Origin of the sequence: Streptomyces sp. NPDC058812 (genome assembly GCF_042744565.1) — a bacterium.
Classification (GTDB): domain Bacteria; phylum Actinomycetota; class Actinomycetes; order Streptomycetales; family Streptomycetaceae; genus Streptomyces; species Streptomyces thinghirensis.
The window spans coordinates 88,209-108,573 of the sequence record NZ_JBHYOB010000023.1 but is presented as its reverse complement, the minus strand read 5'-3'; the positions used below and the strand labels follow the sequence as shown (position 1 = coordinate 108,573).

Below are 20,365 nucleotides of genomic sequence, written 5' to 3'. Positions count from 1 at the left end.
CTCTCGGCTTCGCTCGAGCGGGAGGTGCCCCCACCGCCCACCCGTGCTGCCCCTGGGGGTACCTCCCAGGCCGTTCAGGCACTGGGGGAGGCACGACTGCCCGCAGGGGGAGGCGGCGGCGCACGACTGCCCGCAGCGGCGGCGGGCCGCGCCGCTGCGGGCAGTGGCAGACCGGCTCGTCAGCCCCCGTAAGCCCCGCTCGCCGTCAGCCGCAGCGCCGTGTCGATCAGGGGGACGTGGCTGAAGGCCTGGGGGAAGTTGCCGACCTGGCGCTGGAGGCGGGGGTCCCATTCCTCGGCCAGGAGGCCCAGGTCGTTGCGGAGGGAGAGGAGCTTCTCGAAGAGCTTGCGGGCCTCGTCCACCCGGCCGATCATCGCCAGGTCGTCGGCCATCCAGAACGAGCAGGCGAGGAAGGCGCCCTCGTCGCCGGGCAGGCCGTCGACGCCCTCGCTGCCGCCCTCCGTCGGGTAGCGCAGGATGAAGCCGTCCGACGTGGACAGCTCACGCTGGATGGCCTCGATGGTGCCGATGACGCGCTTGTCGTCCGGCGGCAGGAAGCCCATCTGCGGGATCAGCAGCAGTGAGGCGTCCAGCTCCTGGGAGCCGTAGGACTGCGTGAAGGTGTTGCGTTCCTTGTCGTAGCCCTTCTCGCACACGTCCCGGTGGATGTCGTCGCGCAGCTGCTTCCAGCGCTCCAGCGGGCCGTCGGCGTCGCCGGACTCGATCAGCTTGATGGTGCGGTCGACGGCGACCCAGGCCATCACCTTGGAGTGCACGAAGTGGCGGCGCGGGCCGCGCACCTCCCAGATGCCCTCGTCCGGCTCCTGCCAGTGGTCCTCCAGGTAGCGGATCAGCTTGAGCTGGAGCAGCGAGGCGTAGTCGTTGCGGGACAGGCCCGTCATGTGGGCCAGGTGCAGGGCCTCGGTGACCTCGCCGTAGACGTCCAGCTGGAGCTGGTGGGCCGCGCCGTTGCCGACCCGGACCGGGGTGGAGTCCTCGTAGCCGGGCAGCCAGTCCAGTTCCGCCTCGCCCAGCTCGCGCTCACCGGCGATGCCGTACATGATCTGCAGGTTCTCCGGGTCGCCCGCGACCGCGCGCAGCAGCCACTCGCGCCAGGCGCGGGCCTCCTCGCGGTAGCCCGTGCGCAGCAGCGAGGACAGGGTGATCGCCGCGTCGCGCAGCCAGGTGTAGCGGTAGTCCCAGTTGCGGACGCCGCCGATGTCCTCCGGCAGGGAGGTGGTGGGGGCGGCGACGATGCCGCCGGTGGGGGCGTAGGTGAGGGCCTTCAGCGTGATCAGGGAGCGGACCACGGCCTCCCGGTAGGGGCCGTGGTACGTGCAGTGCTCGACCCAGTCGCGCCAGAAGTCCTCGGTGGCCTCCAGCGACTGCTCGGGCTCCGGCAGCGCCGGCGGCTCCTTGTGCGAGGGCTCCCAGGAGATGGTGAAGGCGATCCGCTCGCCCGGCGAGACCGTGAAGTCCGCGTACGTGGTGAGCGCCTTGCCGTAGGTCTCGGCCTCTGTGTCGAACCACACGGAGTCGGGGCCCGCGACGGCCACCGTGCGGCCCTCGTGCTTGTGCACCCAAGGGACCACACGGCCGTAGCTGAACCGCATCCGCAGCTCCGAGCGCATCGGCACCCGGCCGGAGACACCCTCCACGATCCGGATCAGCTGCGGCGCGCCGTCGCGCGGCGGCATGAAATCGGTCACCCGGACCGTGCCGCGCGGGGTGTCCCACTCGGACTCCAGGATCAGCGAGTCGCCGCGGTAGGTCCGCCGGTCCGCTGTGGGCGGTTCGGCGCCGGGGGCGTAGGCGGGCCCGAGCCGCCAGAAGCCGTGTTCCCCGGTGCCCAGCAGACCGGCGAAGATGGCATGCGAGTCGAAGCGGGGCAGGCACAGCCAGTCGACTGTGCCGTTCCGGCAGACCAGGGCGGCGGTCTGCATGTCTCCGATGAGTGCGTAGTCTTCGATGCGCCCGGCCACGTGCAACTCCAGTCGAACGGCCACGTCACCCCGCGTGGGGGCGGTCGCTAGTGCGGTCAAGGGGGTGGGTCGAGGGGTGTGGGTCATGCGTCGTTGAGCCATGAAGCAAAGCAGCCGTCCGGCCGTGAAGCCAAACGCTGTGCCGCAAACGACAATTGTTGCTCAACGAACTGACGAGCTCTCGTTGTTCCGGTACTGACGGGCGAGGGGTGGTGCCATGTCGCCGGGTGGGCTCGGCAGCGAACGTCCGAGCAGGATACGACGCACGTAGATGATCTGTGTGCCGCTCCGGGCAACCCGGGTCCGCCGAACGAGTGACCACCGGGTGAGGAAACGGTGAGCCGCTCGCCTGAGTGTCCGGGCGTGCGCGGAGGGTGGCCGGAAGCCGCCGCCCCGAGGCGCTGATACGCTGGTAGCCCGTGGACCGGTGGGAGAAAAACCCCGGAACCGCAGCGACGGCGCCGCCGACGACAACCCGGTACGACCGGGTCGGACGACGAACGCACCGCACCCCAGACCGCGACCACGGGAGCCCCCCTTTGGCCATGCCGCCCAAATCCTCGACGACCAAGCACATCTTCGTCACCGGGGGTGTCGCCTCCTCGCTCGGCAAGGGGCTGACCGCCTCCAGCCTCGGCATGCTGCTCAAGGCACGGGGTCTGCGCGTCGTGATGCAGAAGCTCGACCCGTACCTCAATGTCGACCCTGGCACGATGAACCCCTTCCAGCACGGTGAGGTGTTCGTCACCAACGACGGCGCCGAGACCGACCTGGACATCGGCCACTACGAGCGCTTCCTCGACCGCGACCTCGACGGCTCCGCCAATGTCACCACCGGCCAGGTGTACTCCACGGTGATCGCCAAGGAACGGCGCGGCGAGTACCTGGGCGACACGGTCCAGGTCATCCCGCACATCACCAACGAGATCAAGCACCGCATCCGCCGCATGGCGACGGACGAGGTGGACGTCGTGATCACCGAGGTCGGCGGCACGGTCGGCGACATCGAGTCGCTGCCGTTCCTGGAGACCGTCCGCCAGGTGCGGCACGAGGTCGGCCGCGACAACGTCTTCGTCGTCCACATCTCGCTCCTGCCGTACATCGGCCCCTCCGGTGAGCTGAAGACGAAGCCGACCCAGCACTCGGTCGCGGCGCTGCGCAACATCGGTATCCAGCCGGACGCGATCGTGCTGCGCTGCGACCGCGAGGTGCCGACCGCGATCAAGCGCAAGATCTCCCTGATGTGCGACGTCGACGAGGCCGCCGTGGTGGCCTGCCCCGACGCCCGGTCGATCTACGACATCCCCAAGGTCATCCACACCGAGGGCCTGGACGCCTACGTCGTCCGAAAGATGGACCTGCCGTTCCGCGACGTGGACTGGACGACCTGGGACGATCTGCTCGACCGCGTCCACAACCCCGACCACGAGATCACGATGGCCCTGGTCGGCAAGTACATCGACCTGCCCGACGCCTACCTGTCGGTGACCGAGGCGCTGCGTGCGGGCGGCTTCGCCAACAAGGCCCGCGTGAAGATCAAGTGGGTCACGTCCGACGACTGCAAGACGGCGGCCGGCGCCAAGGCGCAGCTCGGTGACGTCGACGCCATCTGCATCCCGGGCGGCTTCGGTGACCGGGGCGTGCTCGGCAAGGTCGGCGCGATCCGCTTCGCCCGAGAGAACAAGATCCCGCTGCTCGGTCTCTGCCTGGGCCTGCAGTGCATCGTGGTCGAGGCCGCGCGCAACCTGGCCGGCATCACGGACGCCAACTCCACCGAGTTCGACCCGGCCACCGGTCACCCGGTCATCTCCACGATGGCCGAGCAGCTGGACATCGTGGCCGGCGAGGGCGACATGGGCGGCACGATGCGGCTCGGCATGTACCCGGCCAAGCTGGCCGAGGGCTCCATCGTGCGCGAGGTCTACGACGGCAAGGAGTACGTCGAGGAGCGGCACCGCCACCGCTACGAGGTGAACAACACCTACCGCGCGGAGCTGGAGAAGAAGGCGGGCATCCTCTTCTCGGGCACCTCCCCGGACGGCAAGCTCGTCGAGTACGTCGAGTACCCGCGCGACGTGCACCCCTACCTGGTCGCCACGCAGGCGCACCCGGAGCTGCGCTCGCGCCCGACCCGCCCGCACCCGCTCTTCGCCGGGCTGGTCAAGGCCGCGGTCGAGCGGAAGACGTCGAAGTAACACACCAGTTGTACGGTGGCCGGGGCGCGCGCATTCACCCGCGCGGGCCCCGGCTTTTCGCGTACGTCTGGAAGGGCAGGTCAGGCATGACGGGCAGCACGATCAAGGACATCCCCGAGGAGTGGGAGATCCGGGGCACCGAGACGCCCTTCCGGGGGAAGAAGACCTCCGTCCGCACGGACGACGTGGTCATGCCCGACGGCTCCGTGGTGACCCGTGACTACCAGGTCCACCCGGGCTCCGTGGCCGTCCTCGCCCTGGACGACCAGGGGCGCGTCCTGGTCATCCGGCAGTACCGGCACCCCGTGCGCGAGAAGCTGTGGGAGATCCCGGCCGGCCTGCTCGACGTCCCCGGCGAGAACCCGCTGCACGCGGCCCAGCGCGAGCTGTACGAGGAGGCGCACGTCAAGGCCGAGGACTGGCGGGTGCTGACCGACGTCTACACCACCCCCGGCGGCTGCGACGAGGCCGTACGGATCTTCCTCGCCCGGGACCTGTCGGACGCCGAGGGCGAGCGCTTCGAGGTCGAGGACGAAGAGGCCGACATGGAGCTGGCCCGGGTGCCCGTGGCGGATCTGGTGCGGGGGGTGCTCGCGGGCGAGCTGCACAACAACTGCCTGGTCGTGGGTGTGCTCTCGCTGGTGGCGGCGGAGCAGGGCGACGGGCTCGACGCGCTCCGTCCGGCTCAGGCGCCGTGGCCGGCTCGTCCGTTCGAGGCCTGAGAAACACTCTCGCCCGCCGTGGTGTGACCATCGGTTGATCCGATCGAGGGATGTGCCCGCCGCGCTCCGCAGGGAACGTAGCAGAGCGTGAACTAGGCTCTGGAAACGCCCGAACCGGGGTTCCGGCGGGCGCCGGCGTGCGGTGGGATCGGGAGTGTGGCCCGTGACGGATCAGGCGGTGGACACGGACGGCGTACGGCTGTCGGAGGACCCTGCTGAGGAGAGTCGGTTCCTGGGCCGCACCCGGGAGTTGAAGGAGCTGCGCGCCGACATCGAGCGCGCGGGCCTGGACACCCTCTCCGGCCGCAAGGCACCCCGCGCGCGCGTGCTGCTCATCGCCGGCCGGCCCGGTTCCGGCCGCACCGCGCTCGCCGAGGAGCTGGTGGCCCAGGTTGCGGACGGTTACCGCGACGGCGTGCTGCGCGCCCGGCTGAGCGAACCGGACGGCACCCGTGTGCCCGTCGAGCGGCTCGCCCGGGAACTGCTGAGCGAGCTGGACCGGCCCACCCCGCCCGGGGCCGGCGAGGACGACCTCACCGACGCGCTCCGCACCGCCCTCGCCGACCGCGAGGTCCTGCTCCTGCTCGACGACGCGGCCGACGCCGAGCAGGTCGACGCCCTGCTGCCGGACACCCCGGACTGCCTGGCCGTCGTCGTCGCCGAGGGCCCGCTGACCGGCATCGCCGACGTCCGCCCCTGCACACTGGGCGGCCTGGACACCAAGTCGGCCGTGGAGCTGCTGTCCCGGCACACCGGCTCGGTCCGCATCACCGTCGACCCCCGGGCCGCCGAGCAGCTGGTCGAGGTCTGCCAGGCCCAGCCCGCCGCGCTGACCCTGGCCGGCGGCTGGCTCGCCGCCCGTCCCCAGGCGGCCGTCGCCGACCTCGCCAAGCACGTGCACGCGGAGGGCGACGAGGGCACCGCCCTCAGCCGCGTCTTCCGCCTCGCCTACGCGTCCCTGCCCAGCCCCGCCGCCCGGATACTGCGCCTGCTCTCCCTCGCCCCGGCCGGCCTGGTCGACCCGCACACCGCCTCCGCGCTCGCCGGCTGCTCGGTGGGCGGCGCCCGCACCACCCTGGACGACTTCGTCGCCCTCGGCGTGCTGCGGGCGGTCGACTCGCCGCTGCCCGAGTACGAGGTCCCCGGGTGCCTGCACGACCGGCTGAGGGCCCTCGCCGAGACCCATGACCGGCCCGCCGAGCTGCAGCTCGCCCGCGCCCGCATGCTGGAGCGGACGGTGCGGCTGCTCCAGTCCTGCCGGGCGGTCACCGAGACCGACAGCCCGCAGGCCCGCGAGAAGCTCCTCGGGATGCCGCGCGCCCTGCGCTTCCCCCATCCGAGGGCCGCCGCCGACTGGCTGCGGGTCCGCCGGCCCGCCCTGCTGGCCGCGGCGCGGCTCGCGGTCGCCGACGGGGAGCTGGACACCCTCGCCCGCAGACTGATGTCCCAGCTGGTGCGGACCATGGTGGCCCACTTCGGCACCCAGGCGGCGGCTCCCGACCTGTACGGCATCCACCGCCTCGTCCTCGACGTGGCCGAGCGCCGCGAGCTGCCCCGGGAGAAGGCGGCGGCCCTGCTGAACCTGGCCGACCTGGACGCCCGTACCGGCCGCACCGCCGAGGCACTCGTCCGCTACCGGGCGGCGCTGGACGCCGGACGCGAGGCGAACGACCCGTACGCGACCGGCCGCGCGATGGAATCCGTAGGCGGCGCCCATCTGGAGCTCGGGGACTACGACCGGGCCGCCGACTGGTTCGGCCGGGCCCTCGCCCAGCGGCTCGCCCGGGACGAGCGGGCCGACGCCGCCCGCGTCTACGGCCGGCTCGCCACCGCCCACACCTACGCCGGCCGCTACGGCGAGGCGCAGCGGGGCTGGCGCGCCGCGGTCGCCGGGTACCGCAAGGCGGGCGACGTGGCCGCGCACGCGCGGGCGTTGAGCGAGCTGGCCCGTGTGCAGGAGTACGCCGGACGCCCCGAGGAGTCGCTGCGCACCTGCCAGGAGGCCGTCGAGTGGGCACGCCGGGCCGAGGACGTCCGGCTCCAGGCCGCCCTGCACCTGCGGCTGGCCGACACGCTCGACCACCTCGGCGATCCCACCGCTGCCGGGCTGCAGCGGAGCGCAGCGGATCGCATGCTGAGGGAAGATCCCGTCGAGGCCTGCGAAATCCGCAGCGCATCGTCTGAAGATTGATGCTTTGAAAGGCTGGACAGCGGGAACACCTTCATTAGACTGGCTCTGCCGCACGTTCTTGCGGTCTCTCCCGTTGTGCCCACGTGCATACGGGTACGTGTAGAAATAGCCCAACCCTCTGAGCCAAGGACCGTGATCGACGTGAAGGTCGGTATCCCCCGCGAGGTCAAGAACAACGAGTTCCGGGTGGCCATCACCCCCGCCGGCGTGCACGAGCTGGTGCGCCACGGTCACCAGGTCGTCATCGAGCGCGAGGCCGGCGTCGGCTCCTCGATCCCGGACGCCGAGTACGTCGCCGCCGGCGCGCGGATACTCGACACCGCCGACGAGGTCTGGGCCGCCGCCGACCTGGTGCTGAAGGTCAAGGAGCCCATCGCGGAGGAGTACCACCGCCTCCGCAAGGACCAGACGCTCTTCACCTACCTGCACCTGGCCGCCTCCAAGGAGTGCACGGACGCGCTCATCGAGTCCGGCACCACCGCGATCGCCTACGAGACCGTCGAGCTGCCCAGCCGCGCGCTGCCGCTGCTGGCCCCGATGTCCGAGGTCGCCGGCCGGCTGGCCCCCCAGGTCGGCGCCTACCACCTGATGGCCGCCAACGGCGGCCGCGGTGTGCTGCCCGGTGGCGTCCCCGGCGTGATCCCGGCCAAGGCCGTCGTCATCGGCGGTGGCGTCTCCGGCTGGAACGCCACTCAGATCGCCGTCGGCATGGGCTTCGACGTGACCCTGCTCGACCGCGACATCAACAAGCTGCGCGAGGCCGACAAGATCTTCGGCACCAAGGTCAAGGCCGTCATGTCCAACTCCTTCGAGCTGGAGAAGGCCGTCATCGACGCCGACCTGGTCATCGGCGCGGTGCTCATCCCGGGTGCCAAGGCCCCGAAGCTCGTCACCAACGAGCTGGTCTCCCGGATGAAGCCCGGAAGTGTTCTTGTCGACATCGCGATCGACCAGGGCGGCTGCTTCGAGGACTCGCGTCCCACCACGCACGCCGAGCCGACCTTCCCGGTCCACAACTCGGTCTTCTACTGCGTCGCCAACATGCCGGGCGCGGTGCCGAACACCTCCACCAACGCCCTCACCAACGCCACGCTGCCGTACATCGTGGAGCTGGCGAACCGCGGCTGGGTCGAGGCGCTGCGCCGCGACCCCGCGCTGGCCAAGGGTCTCAACACGCATGACGGCAAGGTCGTCTACCGCGAGGTCGCCGAGGCGCACGGTCTGGAGTATGTCGACCCGGTCACCCTGCTCGGCTAAGTCACCAACCGGAAAAGGCGATACGTCAACAGTCGCCGTCAACCCCACACACCCGGCCGGACCTTGCCCGACAAGGTCCGGCCGGGTGTGTGTATGGTCACTTTGCGATTCTCGGCCAACTCGCCTCGAACGTAACGCTTCAACCGATTCGCGCACCGGTGAAACCTGCTGTGCGACGGCCGTACGCCCTTGACAGAGGGATGTTTCATTGCCGACACATCGGGCCGGGTCCGGCGGATTGTGTTGCTGCGGACGCCCGACACGCCATAGAGTCACCGAACGTCGGCATGGTGCCACGCTGACCTGTCTAGAAGTTTCCTGGTCCCCAAGGAGGTAAGACGACTTGTGAATGAGTCGACATTTACTCCCGGGGGTGGTCAACCAGGAACGCCTGCACGGGCCCACGGCCCCGGGCGTCTCGAGGCTGTCGGCTCCGTCGCTGTACGCACCTTCGCAGCCCACCAGAGTCCGCAGGCAACTCAGACAGCACACATGAGTATGGATGGCCAACACGTGAACGCCATGGCCGGCAACGGAAGTGGCGCGTCCCGCAACCACTTCGCCGACTACGACGAACTGCCCGAGGGGCACTTCTACGACCCGGACGCGGAGTACGAGCCCGATCCCGAGTACGCCGCCACGCTCGCGCCCGACGCGGCCCGCCAGCGCCGTGAGCGCATCGGACCGACCGGACGCCCGCTGCCCTACTTCCCGATTCCGGGCCCGCTGACCGAGCACGGCCCCGCGAAGATCATCGCGATGTGCAACCAGAAGGGCGGCGTCGGCAAGACCACGTCGACCATCAACCTGGGTGCCGCGCTCGCCGAGTACGGGCGCCGGGTGCTGCTCGTCGACTTCGACCCGCAGGGCGCGCTCTCGGTCGGTCTCGGCGTCAACCCGATGGAGCTCGACCTCACCGTCTACAACCTGCTCATGGAGCGGGGCATGGCGGCCGACGAGGTGCTGCTGAAGACCGCGGTCCCCAACATGGACCTGCTGCCCAGCAACATCGACTTGTCGGCGGCCGAGGTGCAGCTGGTGAGCGAGGTCGCGCGCGAGTCCACGCTGCAGCGGGCGCTGAAGCCGCTGATGGACGACTACGACTACATCGTGATCGACTGCCAGCCCTCGCTCGGTCTGCTCACGGTCAACGCGCTGACGGCCGCGCACAAGGTGATCGTGCCGTTGGAGTGCGAGTTCTTCGCGCTGCGCGGTGTGGCGCTGCTGACCGAGACGATCGAGAAGGTCCAGGAGCGGCTCAACCCCGACCTGGAGCTCGACGGCATCCTCGCCACGATGTACGACTCGCGCACGGTCCACAGCCGTGAGGTGCTCGCGCGTGTCGTCGAGGCGTTCGACGATCACGTCTACCACACGGTCATCGGGCGTACGGTCCGCTTCCCGGAGACCACGGTCGCCGGTGAGCCGATCACCACGTACGCCTCCAACTCCGTCGGTGCCGCCGCCTACCGCCAGCTCGCCAGGGAGGTGCTCGCCCGGTGTCACGCCGAGTGAGTCTGCCGGGGGCCGACGAACTCTTCCGTACGACAGGGGGGATGGGGCTCCAGGCCTCCTCCCCGCGGCGACCGGCGGGCGGCGAGGGCCGGGTGCCGGCGCCGGCGGGGGAGAGCGACCAGGCCGCCGCCGAGGACGCACCGCAGTCGGTGCCCGCGCAGGGCGGTGACGGCGAGGGCGCGGAGCACGCCGCGGCGGACGCGGAACCGGGCTCGGCGGGCGAGTCGCGCAGCCGGGGCGCGGAGCGCTCCGCGCGGGGTTCCGTGCCGGGCGTGGGCGCGCAGGAAGGTTCTGCCGCCGCCCAGCCGCGCAAGCGTGGCCGGTCCCCCTCGCGCCGACCCAGCGGCCGTGAGCGCCACGACGAGAAGATCACCGTGTACGTCTCCGCCGAGGAGCTGATGGACCTGGAGCACGCCCGCCTGGTGCTCCGGGGCGAGCACGGACTGGCCGTCGACCGCGGCCGCATCGTCCGCGAGGCGGTCGCCGTGGTCCTCGCCGATCTGGAGACCCGCGGGGACGCCAGCATCCTCGTACGACGGCTGCGCGGACGGTAGCGGTAGCCTGCGGGGGCCATGACCTCGAACGACGCCCCCCGCCCCGGCGCCCGCGCCGGCCGTCGGCGTGCGCTGGGGCGAGGTCCGGGAGGGCGGGTGGCTCCGCCGGTTCCGCCGCTCCCCGAGGCGCCCGAGGCGGTGCCGTCCGGCATCGAGCCCCCCGAGCCCGCGGTCACGCAGGCGGCGCCGTCCGAGGAGCGATCGGAAACCACGGCTTCGCCGGCCGCCCCGCCGACTGACGCGACCTCTCCGGAGATGTCCCGCGCGGCAACCGGGCCGGAGGCGGAGCGTGCCCTCCTGGACACCGGGCCGCGTGGCGAGCCGGAAGCGCCGGCGAGCCCTCGGCCCGACGCCGCGGTGCGGCCGCCCGCAGCCGCTCCGGAGGCCCCCGGGGCGGCGTACGGCCCCGCAGACCGCGAGAGCGTGGCGCAGGGGGTCTCAGAGCCCGGCGGGGCGGCGGACGGCGGGGAGGCGGCGGGGGCGGGTTCCGCGGCCGTGGCGCCGGTGGCTCCGGCGGGAGGCGGGGCAGAGCGCCCGCCAGAGGCCGGAGAGACGCCTCACACGCTTTCCGAGGGCGCGCCCGACGACGGTGGCGACGGTGTCTTCAAGGTCCGGCTCGCCAACTTCGAGGGGCCGTTCGATCTGCTCCTCCAGTTGATCTCCAGGCACAAGATGGACGTCACCGAGGTCGCGCTCTCCAAGGTGACCGACGAGTTCATGGCGCACATCAGGGCGATGGGGCCGGACTGGGACCTCGACGAGACGACCGAGTTCCTGGTGGTGGCGGCCACGCTGCTCGACCTGAAGGCGGCCCGGCTGCTGCCCGCCGCCGAGGTCGAGGACGAGGCCGACCTGGCGCTGCTGGAGGCCCGCGACCTGCTCTTCGCGCGGCTGCTGCAGTACCGCGCGTACAAACAGATCGCGGAGATCTTCAACGAGCGGCTCGAAGCCGAGGCCCGCCGCTACCCCCGTACCGTCGGGCTGGAGCCGCACCACGCCGAGCTGCTGCCCGAGGTCGTCATCAGCATCGGACCGGAGGGCTTCGCCAAGCTCGCCGTCAAGGCGATGCAGCCCAAGCCCAAACCGCAGGTCTACGTCGAGCACATCCACGCGCCCCTGGTCAGCGTGCAGGAGCAGGCCGGGATCGTCGTCGCCCGGCTGAAGGAGCTGGGAGAGGCCAGCTTCCGCCTCCTGGTCGAGGACACCGAGGACACGCTGACCGTCGTCGCCCGCTTCCTCGCCCTGCTGGAGCTGTACCGGGAGAAGGCCGTCGAGCTGGACCAGGAGACCGCGCTCGGTGACCTGCTGGTGCGCTGGACGGGCGGGGACGCGGACACCGAGCCGGTGGTGACCGACGAGTTCGACCGGCCGCCGGAGAAGACCGAGGAGGAGCGGAAGGCGTGACTGAGGAGACCACGGAGGCCGCGGGCGGGCCGGAGGCCGTCGCCGACCTCGAACTCAAGCCCGCCCTCGAAGCCGTCCTCATGGTCGTCGACGAGCCCGCGACCGAGGAGCACCTCGCCCGGATACTCCAGCGGCCCCGGCGGCGGATCACCGACGCGCTGCGTGAGCTGGCCGACGAGTACACCGTGCAGGGCCGGGGCTTCGAGCTGCGCCTGATCGCGGGCGGCTGGCGCTTCTACAGCCGCCCCGAGTACGCCGCGGCCGTCGAGGGCTTCGTCCTGGACGGCCAGCACGCCCGCCTCACCCAGGCCGCGCTGGAGACCCTCGCCGTGGTCGCCTACCGCCAACCGGTCAGCCGCGGCCGCGTCTCCGCGGTGCGCGGCGTGAACTGCGACGGCGTGATGCGCACCCTCCTGCAACGGGGTCTGGTCGAGGAGGCGGGCACGGAACCCGAAACAGGTGCGATCCTGTACGTGACGACGAACTACTTCCTGGAGCGGATGGGCCTGCGCGGCCTGGACGAGCTCCCGGAGCTCGCGCCCTTCCTCCCGGAGGCGGCGGCGATCGAGGCCGAGACACTGGAAGGGGTCCCGTCGTTCGATCCGGACGCCCCGGATTCCGAGGACGCAGACGACAAGACGGAACTTTGATGCGAAGCAGCAGCGGCAGGAACAGCAGCGGAAACAACGGCGGGAGCCGTGGTGGCAACAGCGGCGGCCGCGGCGGGAGCAGCGGTGGCCGCGGTAACCCCCGCGGCGCCGGTGGCAACCGCGACAACAAGCAGGGCGGCCGTCCGAAGAACCCGCGCCCCGAGGAGCGGCGCTACGACGTGGGGCCCGGCGCCACGCACGAGGGCCCGAAGTCGGGCCGCGGCCCGGCGGCCCGCGGCGGCGCCAAGGGGGGGCCGAAGAAGCCCCTGCAGCGGGGGCGCTCGGTCCCGGCCACGTCCCGCGAGTACGAGGCACGGGCCGAGGAGCGCAACCGCGAGCGGTACGCGGGCAAGAAGGACGTCAAGCCCCCCAAGACCTTCCCCGGCGCCGAGCAGGAGGGCGAGCGGCTGCAGAAGGTCCTCGCGCGCGCGGGCTACGGCTCCCGGCGTTCCTGCGAGGAGCTGATCGAGCAGGCCCGGGTCGAGGTCAACGGCGAGATCGTCCTCGAGCAGGGCAGGCGGGTCGATCCGGAGAAGGACGAGGTCAAGGTCGACGGCCTGACCGTCGCGACGCAGTCGTACCAGTTCTTCTCGCTCAACAAGCCCGCCGGCGTCGTCTCCACCATGGAGGACCCGGACGGCCGGCAGTGCCTCGGGGACTACGTCACCAACCGAGAGACCCGCCTCTTCCACGTAGGCCGGCTCGACACCGAGACCGAGGGCGTGATCCTGCTCACCAACCACGGCGAGCTGGCGCACCGCCTGACCCACCCCCGGTACGGCGTGAAGAAGACCTACCTCGCGCACATCGTGGGCCCGATCCCGCGCGACCTCGGCAAGCGCCTCAAGGACGGCATCCAGCTGGAGGACGGGTACGCGCGCGCGGACCACTTCCGGGTCGTCGAGCAGACCGGCAAGAACTACCTGGTCGAGGTCACCCTCCACGAGGGCCGCAAGCACATCGTCCGCCGGATGCTCGCGGAGGCGGGCTTCCCCGTCGACAAGCTGGTGCGCACCGCCTTCGGCCCGATCACCCTGGGCGACCAGAAGTCGGGCTGGCTGCGCCGGCTGTCCAACACGGAGGTCGGGATGCTGATGCAGGAGGTCGAGCTCTGAGCCGTCGATCCCCCTGCGAGGGTTGTGACGGGTCGGCCACCCCCTTTATAGTCCGAGTGACTATAAAGGGGGTGGTCGCCTGTGCACGGCTACGACAAGTACGCCTTCGAGCCCTTCGCTGTCACCGTCGACCTCGCCGTCCTCACGCTCCGCGCGGACGCGCTGCACGTGCTGCTCGTCGAGCGGGGGCAGGAACCGTACGCCGGCCGCTGGGCACTGCCCGGCGGCTTTCTGCTGCCGGACGAGTCGGCGGAGACGGCGGCCCGCCGGGAACTGGCCGAGGAGACCGGCCTGGCCGACGTGAGCGCGCTGCACCTGGAGCAGCTGCGCACCTACAGCGAGCCCGGCCGCGACCCCCGGATGCGGGTCGTGTCGGTCGCGTTCGCCGCCCTGCTGCCCGACCCTCCCGAACCGCGCGGCGGCGGTGACGCGGCCGAGGCCCGCTGGGTGCCGTACGACAAGGCCCGCGACCTCGCCTTCGACCACGACCGGATCCTGGCCGACGCCCGGGAACGCGTCGGTGCCAAGCTGGAGTACACCTGCCTGGCCACCGCCTTCTGCCCGGCCGAGTTCACGCTCGGCGAGTTGCAGCAGGTCTACGAGACGGTGTGGGGCACGGCCCTGGACCGGCCCAACTTCCGCCGGAAGGTCCTCGCCACCCCGGGCTTCGTCGAACCCGTCCCGGGCGCCGCCCGCCTCACCGGCGGCCGAGGCAAACCGGCCGCGCTCCACCGCGCCGGCCCGGCCACCACCCTGCACCCGCCGCTGCTCCGCACCCCTCGGGAAGGACGCCCCGCATGACCACGACCACCGTCACCAAGCGCGCCGCCACCGGGGCCCTCACCGGCCTCGCCCTCGGGGACGCGCTCGGCTTCCCGACCGAGTTCAACGACGTCCCGGCGATCCTCGCCAAGTGCGGGCCCTGGCGGGAGATGGCACTGCCCCGGCCCGCGATCGTCACCGACGACACCCAGATGACGCTGGCGCTGGGGAAGGGGCTGCGGGCGGCCATGGACCGCGGAGTCCTGACGCCCGAGGGGATGGCCGAGCCCGTGCGGCGGGAGTTCATCGCCTGGAACCGGTCGCCGGAGAACAATCGGGCCCCGGGCAACACCTGCCTCACCGCCTGCGACCTCCTGGAGCGGCCGGACCGCCCCTGGCAGGACGCCAGCCAGATCCACTCCAAGGGCTGTGGCGCCAACATGCGCGTCGCGCCGGTCGGGCTCGTCCCGGGTCTGAGTGACGAACAGCGCGCGGGCGCCGCCCAGTTGCAGTCCGCGCTGACCCACGGGCACCCCACCGCCCTCGCCGCATCCGACCTCACCGCGCACGCCGTACGGTTGCTCGCCGAGGGAGCCGAGCCGACCGGACTGGTCGGGCTGCTGCGGTCGTACGCCTACGACAACCGCACCCGCTACCACGAGCGCTGGCTCGGCGACCTGTGGACCCGCGCCCAGGACCCGACGCCCGAGCACTTCATCGCCCGCGGCTGGGACGAGTGCCTGGCGATACTCGACCGCCTCCAGCAGGCGGTGCGCACCGTCTCGCCGGAGACCGATCCCTGCCTGGTGGTCGGCGAGGGCTGGATCGCCGAAGAAGCGATGGCGGCCGGGCTGCTCTGCTTCCTGCTCTTCGTCGACGAGCCGCTGACCGCCCTGCGCCGCGCCGCCTGCACCGCCGGCGACTCCGACTCCATCGCCTGCCTCGCGGGTGCCTTCGCGGGCGCTCACCTGGGCGCCGACGCCTGGCCCGCCGAGTGGGCCGACCGCATCGAGTACCGGGGCGACCTGCTGGCCCTCGGAGCGCTCTGGGACGCTTGAGCGCATGATCGACGCCCTGGACATCGACCTGGCCCCGGTGGTGGCCGAACAGCCCTTCCCCGTGCTGTTCGCCACCGTCTCCGGCGCCCACCTCTACGGCTTCCCCTCCCGCGACTCGGACGTCGACCTGCGCGGCGTGCACCTGCTGCCCGCCGCCGACCTGGTCGGGCTGCGCGAGCCGGAGGAGACCAGGTCGCGGATGTGGGACCGGGACGGCGTCGAGATGGACCTGGTCACGCACGACCTGCGCAAGTTCGTACGGCTGATGCTGCGGCGCAACGGCTACGTGCTGGAGCAACTGCTGTCACCGCTGGTCGTGCACACCACCGACGCGCACCGAGAGCTCGCCGCCCTCGCACCGGGCGTCCTCACCAGCCACCACGCCCACCACTACCGGGGGTTCGCGAACACCCAGTGGCGGCTGTTCGAGAGGACCGGCGAGCTGAAGCCGCTCCTGTACACCTTCCGGGTGCTGCTCACCGGCATCCACCTGATGCGCGTCGCCGAGCTTCAGCCCCATCTGCCCACGCTCCTCGGCGAGGTCGACGCCGCCCCGGACTACCTGCCCGAGCTGATCGCCGCCAAGGCGGAGCGCGAGCACGGGGACGCCGGTGTCGACCACGCGCGCGTGCGCGCCGACGTAGAGCGGCTGCACGGCGTACTGGACGAGGCGCAGGCGGCGTCAGCGCTGCCCGACGCCCCCACCGCGTACGACGCCCTGCACGACTTCGTCGTACGGGTCCGTCTGGACCGCCCGGAGGGCTGAGGCGTGGCGCGTGCGGACGAGGAAGTCCTCGACGCGGCGCCGGTCCGGCTCCTCGGGCAGCGGACTGTGCCGGGCGGCCTCCTCGCCCTCCTCGGCCAGCCGGGTCATCCGGGACTCGACCTCCGGCCAGGGCACCTCGCCGCGCTTCACGGCGAGCAGCGACTCGCGCCGGTCGCCGACGTCGGTGGTGAGCGTGCCCGTGCGCAGCAGGTCGCGGGCGGACATCAGCAGCCGCAGCAGGTGCATCGCGTGCTTCCAGCGCGGGGCGCCGTGCGTGCGCACGTCGGCGTCCAGCTTGCGGCGTTGCCCGTGCGCGTAGCCGGTGAACGTCCCGTAGGCCCGGCGGGAGAGGAACGCGTCGCGCAGGGCGAGCAGTTCGCGGCCCGTGGCGTCGGCGTACTCCACGAGCGGGGAGTGCAGGCACTCCAGGATGTTCGGGTTCGCGCGCAGGGCCAGCTCGCAGAAGCGCTCCAGCTCCCAGCTGAACTGCTCCTCGGCCGGGCCCTCCACGTGCGTCGGTGGCTTCTCGAAGCGCCAGAACAGGGGAGTGGGGGCCAGGAACACGCCCCGGCGGTCGGTGTCGCTGTCCTCAGTCGCCAGACCGAAGGCGCGCGAACCCGTGACACAGGCGTAAATGCTGTGGTCGCGTACCAGGGTCTCGGGTTCCATGCCCGGAGCGTACGCGGGGGGATCACGCCAGCCGGACCGAATTTCCGTCCACCGCGATCCGCTCCTCGGGCAGCGGCCTGGTCGCTGGCCCCTGCTCCACCGCGCCGTCGGTGATGCTGAACCGGCTGCCGTGGCAGGCGCAGTCGATGGAGCCGTCCCGCACGTCCGACACGACGCAGTTCTGGTGGGTGCAGACCGCCGAGAACGCCTTGAACTCGCCCTGTTCCGGCTGGGTCACCACGATCTTCTGGTCCGCGAAGATCTTGCCGCCGCCGACCGGGATGTCGCTCGTCGGCGCCAGCTCCTGTCCCGGCGAGGCGGCAGAGGCGTCGCCGTCCCCGCCTTCGCCGCCGCAGCCCACGGAGAGCGCGGCGGCGCCCGTGCAGAGGAGGACCGTACGGCGGGTCGGGGTGTGGGTCATGTCGCAGCTCCGGGGGAGGGGAGGTTCCGGCCGGGCCAGCGTCTCAGGAGACGGGCGCCCCGGGCCCGTACGCGGCGGGCTGACTAGGCTGGACGGACCAACAACCGATACGCACGTCAGCAAGGAGCATCGCCGTGGCGGTACGAGCGGTCCGGGGCGCCGTCCAACTGGAGCGGGACGAGGCCGGGCACATGGACGAGCAGGTCGCGGCACTGCTGACCGCCGTCCTGGAGCGCAACGACCTGACCGGCGACGACCTGATCAGCATCTGGTTCACGGCGACGCCCGACCTGCACAGCGACTTCCCGGCCGCCGCCGCCCGCAAGCTCGGCATCACCGACGTTCCGCTGATCTGCGCCCAGGAACTGGACATCGAGGGCGCCATGCCCCGCGTCGTCCGGGTCCTCGCCCACATCGAGTCCGACCGGCCCCGTGCCGAGATCGCCCACGTCTACCTCGGCGCCGCCGCGGCCCTGCGCAAGGACATCGCCCAGTGAGAACCGCACTCGTCATCGGCACCGGTCTCATCGGCACCTCCGCCGCCCTCGCCCTGACCCAGCGGGGCGTCACCGTCCACCTGGCCGACCGCGACCCCGAGCAGGTCCGTACCGCCGCCGCGCTGGGCGCCGGCACCGACGAGGCCCCGGACGGGCCGGTCGACCTCGCGGTCGTCGCCGCTCCGCCGGCCCTGGTGGCCGACGTGCTCGCCGACGTCATGGGGCGCGGCGCCGCCCGCGGGTACATCGACGTGGCCAGCGTCAAGGGCGGCCCCCGGCGCGAGCTGGAGGCGCGGGGGATCGACCTCGCGGCGTACATCGGCACGCACCCCATGTCCGGCCGCGAGAAGTCCGGGCCGCTGGCCGCCACCGGCGACCTCTTCGAAGGCCGCCCGTGGGTGCTGACCCCGACCCGGGACACCGACACCGAGGTGCTGAACCTCGCCCTGGAGCTGGTCTCGCACTGCCGCGCGGTGCCCGTGGTGATGGACGCGGACGCCCACGACCGTGCCGTGGCCCTCGTCTCCCACATGCCCCACCTGGTCTCCAGCATGGTCGCCGCCCGTCTGGAGCACGCCGAGGAGGCCGCCGTACGGCTGTGCGGGCAGGGCATCCGCGACGTGACCCGGATCGCCGCCTCCGACCCTCGGATGTGGATCGACATCCTCGCCGCCAATCCCGGGCCGGTCGCCGACCTGCTCACCGACGTCGCCGCCGACCTGGAGGAGACGGTGCGGGCCCTGCGCGCCCTGCAGTCCTCCGACGAGGACAAGCGCCGCGAGGGCGGCACCGGCATCGCGGAGGTGCTGCGGCGGGGCAACGCCGGGCAGGTGCGGGTGCCGGGCAAGCACGGCAGCGCACCCCGCGTCTACGAGACCGTGGCGGTCCTCATCGACGACCAGCCCGGCCAGCTGGCCCGCATCTTCGCGGACGCGGGACGGGCCGGGGTCAACATCGAGGACGTACGGATCGAGCACGCGACCGGTCAGCAGGCCGGCCTGATGCAGCTCATGGTCGAGCCGAAGGCCGCTCCGGTGCTGACGGCGGCCCTCAAGGAAAGGGGCTGGGCGATCCGGCAGTGATCCCCGGGGATACGGCTGTCGGAGGGGTCCCGGAGAGCCAGTAACCTTGTGCGGGGCGCGTTCGCGTCCCGCACACCACCCACCGCACCGCACCAGGAAGGTGTCCCCTCGTGGAAAACGGCGCCGCCCCGACCGTTCCGGCCGTGATTGTCGCCATCGACGGCCCCTCCGGCACGGGCAAGTCGAGCACGTCGAAGGCCGTCGCCGCACAGCTCGGCCTGAGCTACCTGGACACCGGCGCCCAGTACCGGGCGATCACGTGGTGGATGGTCAACAACGGCATCGACACCGACGACCCGCACGCCATCGCCGCCGCGGCCGGAAAGCCCGAGATCCTCTCCGGCACCGACCCGGCGGCGCCCACCATCACGGTGGACGGCGTGGACGTGGCCGGCCCGATCCGCACCCAGGAGGTCACCTCCAAGGTCAGCGCGGTCAGCGCCGTCCCCGAGGTGCGGACCCGGATCACCGAGCTGCAGCGCACGATCGCCGTCTCCGCCCCGCTCGGCATCGTGGTCGAGGGCCGGGACATCGGGACGACCGTGCTGCCGGACGCCGACCTGAAGATCTTCCTCACCGCCTCGGCGGAGGCCCGCGCCGCCCGCCGCAGCGGCGAGCTGAAGGGCGCCGACGTCAACGTCACCCGCGAGGCCCTGATCAAGCGGGACGCGGCCGACTCCAGCCGCAAGACGTCGCCGCTGGCCAAGGCCGGCGACGCGGTCGAGGTGGACACCACCGAGCTCACCCTCGCGCAGGTCATCGAGTGCGTCGTCACCCTCGTCGAGGAGAAGCGGGCGGGGAAGTGACCGCACCCTCCACCCCGCCCGTCCCCTCCGAGAAGGGTGCCGAGATCGGGCGGCGTATCGGCGTCGGCCTGATGTACGGGCTGTTCCGGCCGCGCGTGCTCGGCGCCTGGCGGGTGCCCGCGACCGGCCCGGTGATCTACGCCGTCAACCACTCGCACAACGTCGACGGCCCGATGGTCATGGGCGTGGCGCCCCGGCCGACGCACTTCCTGATCAAGAAGGAGGCGTTCATCGGTCCGCTGGACCCCTTCCTGCTCGGCATCGGCCAGCTGAAGGTGGACCGCTCGACCGCCGACCGCACCGCCATCACCCAGGCGCTGGGCGTCCTGGAGAACGGCGGCGTGCTGGGCATCTTCCCGGAGGGCACCCGGGGCGAGGGCGACTTCGCCGCGCTGCGCGCCGGGCTCGCGTACTTCGCGGTCCGCAGCGGCGCCCCGATCGTCCCGGTCGCGGTGCTGGGAAGTTCCGGCCGGCCCGGACGGTTGATAAAGGCGCTGCCTCCGCTGCGCTCGCGCATCGACGTCGTCTTCGGCGACCCCTTCGACGCAATCGAAGGGGTGCCAAGCTCCGGCACGGGTGGCGGTGGGCGACGGGCGGGCGGCAGCGGACGGCGGACCCGCAAGGCGCTGGACGAGGCGACCGAACGCATCCAGAAGCAGCTCACCGCGCACCTGGAAAACGCCAGGCGCCTCACCGGGCGCTAGGCGACACTGAGTAGT

General features: G+C 71.9%; 19 protein-coding genes. 16 read left to right on the top strand and 3 right to left on the bottom strand.

Going from position 1 to position 20,365, the window contains the following annotated elements:
- Positions 1-179: 179 nt before the first annotated feature.
- Positions 180-1,982 (bottom strand): glycoside hydrolase family 15 protein, encoded by a 1,803-nt coding sequence (locus tag ACFW48_RS33805; RefSeq protein WP_386321751.1) that lies wholly within the window; start codon positions 1,980-1,982, stop codon positions 180-182.
- Positions 1,983-2,527: 545 nt separating this feature from the next.
- On the opposite strand from ACFW48_RS33805, the gene ACFW48_RS33800 reads away from it, so the two are divergent.
- The 12 genes from ACFW48_RS33800 (at position 2,528) to ACFW48_RS33745 (ending at position 16,171) form a co-directional block, all read left to right on the top strand.
- A complete protein-coding gene (locus ACFW48_RS33800; RefSeq protein WP_386321726.1) occupies positions 2,528-4,177 on the top strand; it encodes a CTP synthase in 1,650 nt (549 codons plus the stop codon).
- 86 nt (positions 4,178-4,263) lie between these two features.
- Positions 4,264-4,899, top strand: a complete 636-nt coding sequence (locus ACFW48_RS33795) for an NUDIX domain-containing protein (protein ID WP_386321724.1) — start codon at positions 4,264-4,266, stop codon at positions 4,897-4,899.
- A gap of 163 nt (positions 4,900-5,062) precedes the next feature.
- The gene (locus ACFW48_RS33790; RefSeq protein WP_386321722.1) at positions 5,063-7,090 is read left to right on the top strand and encodes a tetratricopeptide repeat protein; all 2,028 of its coding nucleotides are present in this window, start codon (positions 5,063-5,065) and stop codon (positions 7,088-7,090) included.
- A gap of 132 nt (positions 7,091-7,222) precedes the next feature.
- The gene (gene ald / locus ACFW48_RS33785) at positions 7,223-8,347 is read left to right on the top strand and encodes an alanine dehydrogenase (RefSeq protein ID WP_386321720.1); all 1,125 of its coding nucleotides are present in this window, start codon (positions 7,223-7,225) and stop codon (positions 8,345-8,347) included.
- Between the two features lie 492 nt (positions 8,348-8,839).
- Positions 8,840-9,862: a ParA family protein gene (locus tag ACFW48_RS33780; RefSeq protein ID WP_079160517.1), complete on the top strand. Its 1,023-nt coding sequence runs from the start codon at positions 8,840-8,842 to the stop codon at positions 9,860-9,862.
- Positions 9,863-9,903: 41 nt separating this feature from the next.
- Positions 9,904-10,416, top strand: a complete 513-nt coding sequence (locus tag ACFW48_RS33775; protein ID WP_386321718.1) for a hypothetical protein — start codon at positions 9,904-9,906, stop codon at positions 10,414-10,416.
- Between the two features lie 18 nt (positions 10,417-10,434).
- Positions 10,435-11,820 (top strand): segregation and condensation protein A, encoded by a 1,386-nt coding sequence (locus ACFW48_RS33770; RefSeq protein ID WP_386321716.1) that lies wholly within the window; start codon positions 10,435-10,437, stop codon positions 11,818-11,820.
- Positions 11,817-12,470: an SMC-Scp complex subunit ScpB gene (gene scpB / locus ACFW48_RS33765; RefSeq protein ID WP_386321714.1), complete on the top strand. Its 654-nt coding sequence runs from the start codon at positions 11,817-11,819 to the stop codon at positions 12,468-12,470. Before ACFW48_RS33770 ends, scpB begins: the two co-directional genes overlap by 4 nt.
- Positions 12,470-13,585: a pseudouridine synthase gene (locus ACFW48_RS33760; protein ID WP_386321712.1), complete on the top strand. Its 1,116-nt coding sequence runs from the start codon at positions 12,470-12,472 to the stop codon at positions 13,583-13,585. The genes scpB and ACFW48_RS33760 overlap by 1 nt, the downstream gene beginning before the upstream one ends.
- A gap of 81 nt (positions 13,586-13,666) precedes the next feature.
- Positions 13,667-14,386, top strand: coding sequence for an NUDIX domain-containing protein (locus tag ACFW48_RS33755; protein ID WP_386321710.1), 720 nt, complete (start codon positions 13,667-13,669; stop codon positions 14,384-14,386).
- The gene (locus tag ACFW48_RS33750) at positions 14,383-15,405 is read left to right on the top strand and encodes an ADP-ribosylglycohydrolase family protein (protein WP_386321708.1); all 1,023 of its coding nucleotides are present in this window, start codon (positions 14,383-14,385) and stop codon (positions 15,403-15,405) included. The genes ACFW48_RS33755 and ACFW48_RS33750 overlap by 4 nt, the downstream gene beginning before the upstream one ends.
- 4 nt (positions 15,406-15,409) lie before the next feature.
- A complete protein-coding gene (locus tag ACFW48_RS33745) occupies positions 15,410-16,171 on the top strand; it encodes a DNA polymerase beta superfamily protein (protein WP_386321706.1) in 762 nt (253 codons plus the stop codon).
- Here the strand turns inward: ACFW48_RS33745 and ACFW48_RS33740 are convergent.
- Together ACFW48_RS33740 and ACFW48_RS33735 are read right to left on the bottom strand one after the other, a co-directional pair.
- Complete coding sequence (locus ACFW48_RS33740) at positions 16,088-16,840, bottom strand: DNA polymerase beta superfamily protein (protein WP_386321704.1); 753 nt, start codon at positions 16,838-16,840, stop codon at positions 16,088-16,090. The genes ACFW48_RS33745 and ACFW48_RS33740 overlap by 84 nt on opposite strands.
- Before the next feature lie 22 nt (positions 16,841-16,862).
- Positions 16,863-17,261, bottom strand: a complete 399-nt coding sequence (locus tag ACFW48_RS33735; RefSeq protein ID WP_386321702.1) for a Rieske (2Fe-2S) protein — start codon at positions 17,259-17,261, stop codon at positions 16,863-16,865.
- A 134-nt stretch (positions 17,262-17,395) separates the two neighbouring features.
- Between ACFW48_RS33735 and aroH the strand changes: the two genes are divergently transcribed.
- From aroH to ACFW48_RS33715, 4 genes are all read left to right on the top strand, one after another.
- On the top strand, positions 17,396-17,758 hold the full coding sequence (aroH, locus tag ACFW48_RS33730; protein ID WP_121746120.1) for a chorismate mutase: 363 nt from the start codon (positions 17,396-17,398) through the stop codon (positions 17,756-17,758).
- Positions 17,755-18,840: a prephenate dehydrogenase gene (locus tag ACFW48_RS33725; protein ID WP_386321700.1), complete on the top strand. Its 1,086-nt coding sequence runs from the start codon at positions 17,755-17,757 to the stop codon at positions 18,838-18,840. Before aroH ends, ACFW48_RS33725 begins: the two co-directional genes overlap by 4 nt.
- A 110-nt stretch (positions 18,841-18,950) precedes the next feature.
- On the top strand, positions 18,951-19,646 hold the full coding sequence (gene cmk / locus ACFW48_RS33720; RefSeq protein ID WP_386321698.1) for a (d)CMP kinase: 696 nt from the start codon (positions 18,951-18,953) through the stop codon (positions 19,644-19,646).
- Positions 19,643-20,350: a lysophospholipid acyltransferase family protein gene (locus ACFW48_RS33715; RefSeq protein WP_386321696.1), complete on the top strand. Its 708-nt coding sequence runs from the start codon at positions 19,643-19,645 to the stop codon at positions 20,348-20,350. The genes cmk and ACFW48_RS33715 overlap by 4 nt, the downstream gene beginning before the upstream one ends.
- The last annotated feature ends 15 nt before the right edge of the window (positions 20,351-20,365 follow it).

Coding starts and splice junctions, on each gene's coding strand:
- ACFW48_RS33800 (WP_386321726.1), top strand. CDS start 2,528: ATGCCGCCCAAATCCTCGACGACCAAGCACATCTTCGTCACCGGGGGT.
- ACFW48_RS33795 (WP_386321724.1), top strand. CDS start 4,264: ATGACGGGCAGCACGATCAAGGACATCCCCGAGGAGTGGGAGATCCGG.
- ACFW48_RS33780 (WP_079160517.1), top strand. CDS start 8,840: ATGAGTATGGATGGCCAACACGTGAACGCCATGGCCGGCAACGGAAGT.
- ACFW48_RS33775 (WP_386321718.1), top strand. CDS start 9,904: ATGGGGCTCCAGGCCTCCTCCCCGCGGCGACCGGCGGGCGGCGAGGGC.
- ACFW48_RS33770 (WP_386321716.1), top strand. CDS start 10,435: ATGACCTCGAACGACGCCCCCCGCCCCGGCGCCCGCGCCGGCCGTCGG.
- ACFW48_RS33760 (WP_386321712.1), top strand. CDS start 12,470: ATGCGAAGCAGCAGCGGCAGGAACAGCAGCGGAAACAACGGCGGGAGC.
- ACFW48_RS33750 (WP_386321708.1), top strand. CDS start 14,383: ATGACCACGACCACCGTCACCAAGCGCGCCGCCACCGGGGCCCTCACC.
- ACFW48_RS33745 (WP_386321706.1), top strand. CDS start 15,410: ATGATCGACGCCCTGGACATCGACCTGGCCCCGGTGGTGGCCGAACAG.
- ACFW48_RS33740 (WP_386321704.1), bottom strand. CDS start 16,840: ATGGAACCCGAGACCCTGGTACGCGACCACAGCATTTACGCCTGTGTC.
- ACFW48_RS33735 (WP_386321702.1), bottom strand. CDS start 17,261: ATGACCCACACCCCGACCCGCCGTACGGTCCTCCTCTGCACGGGCGCC.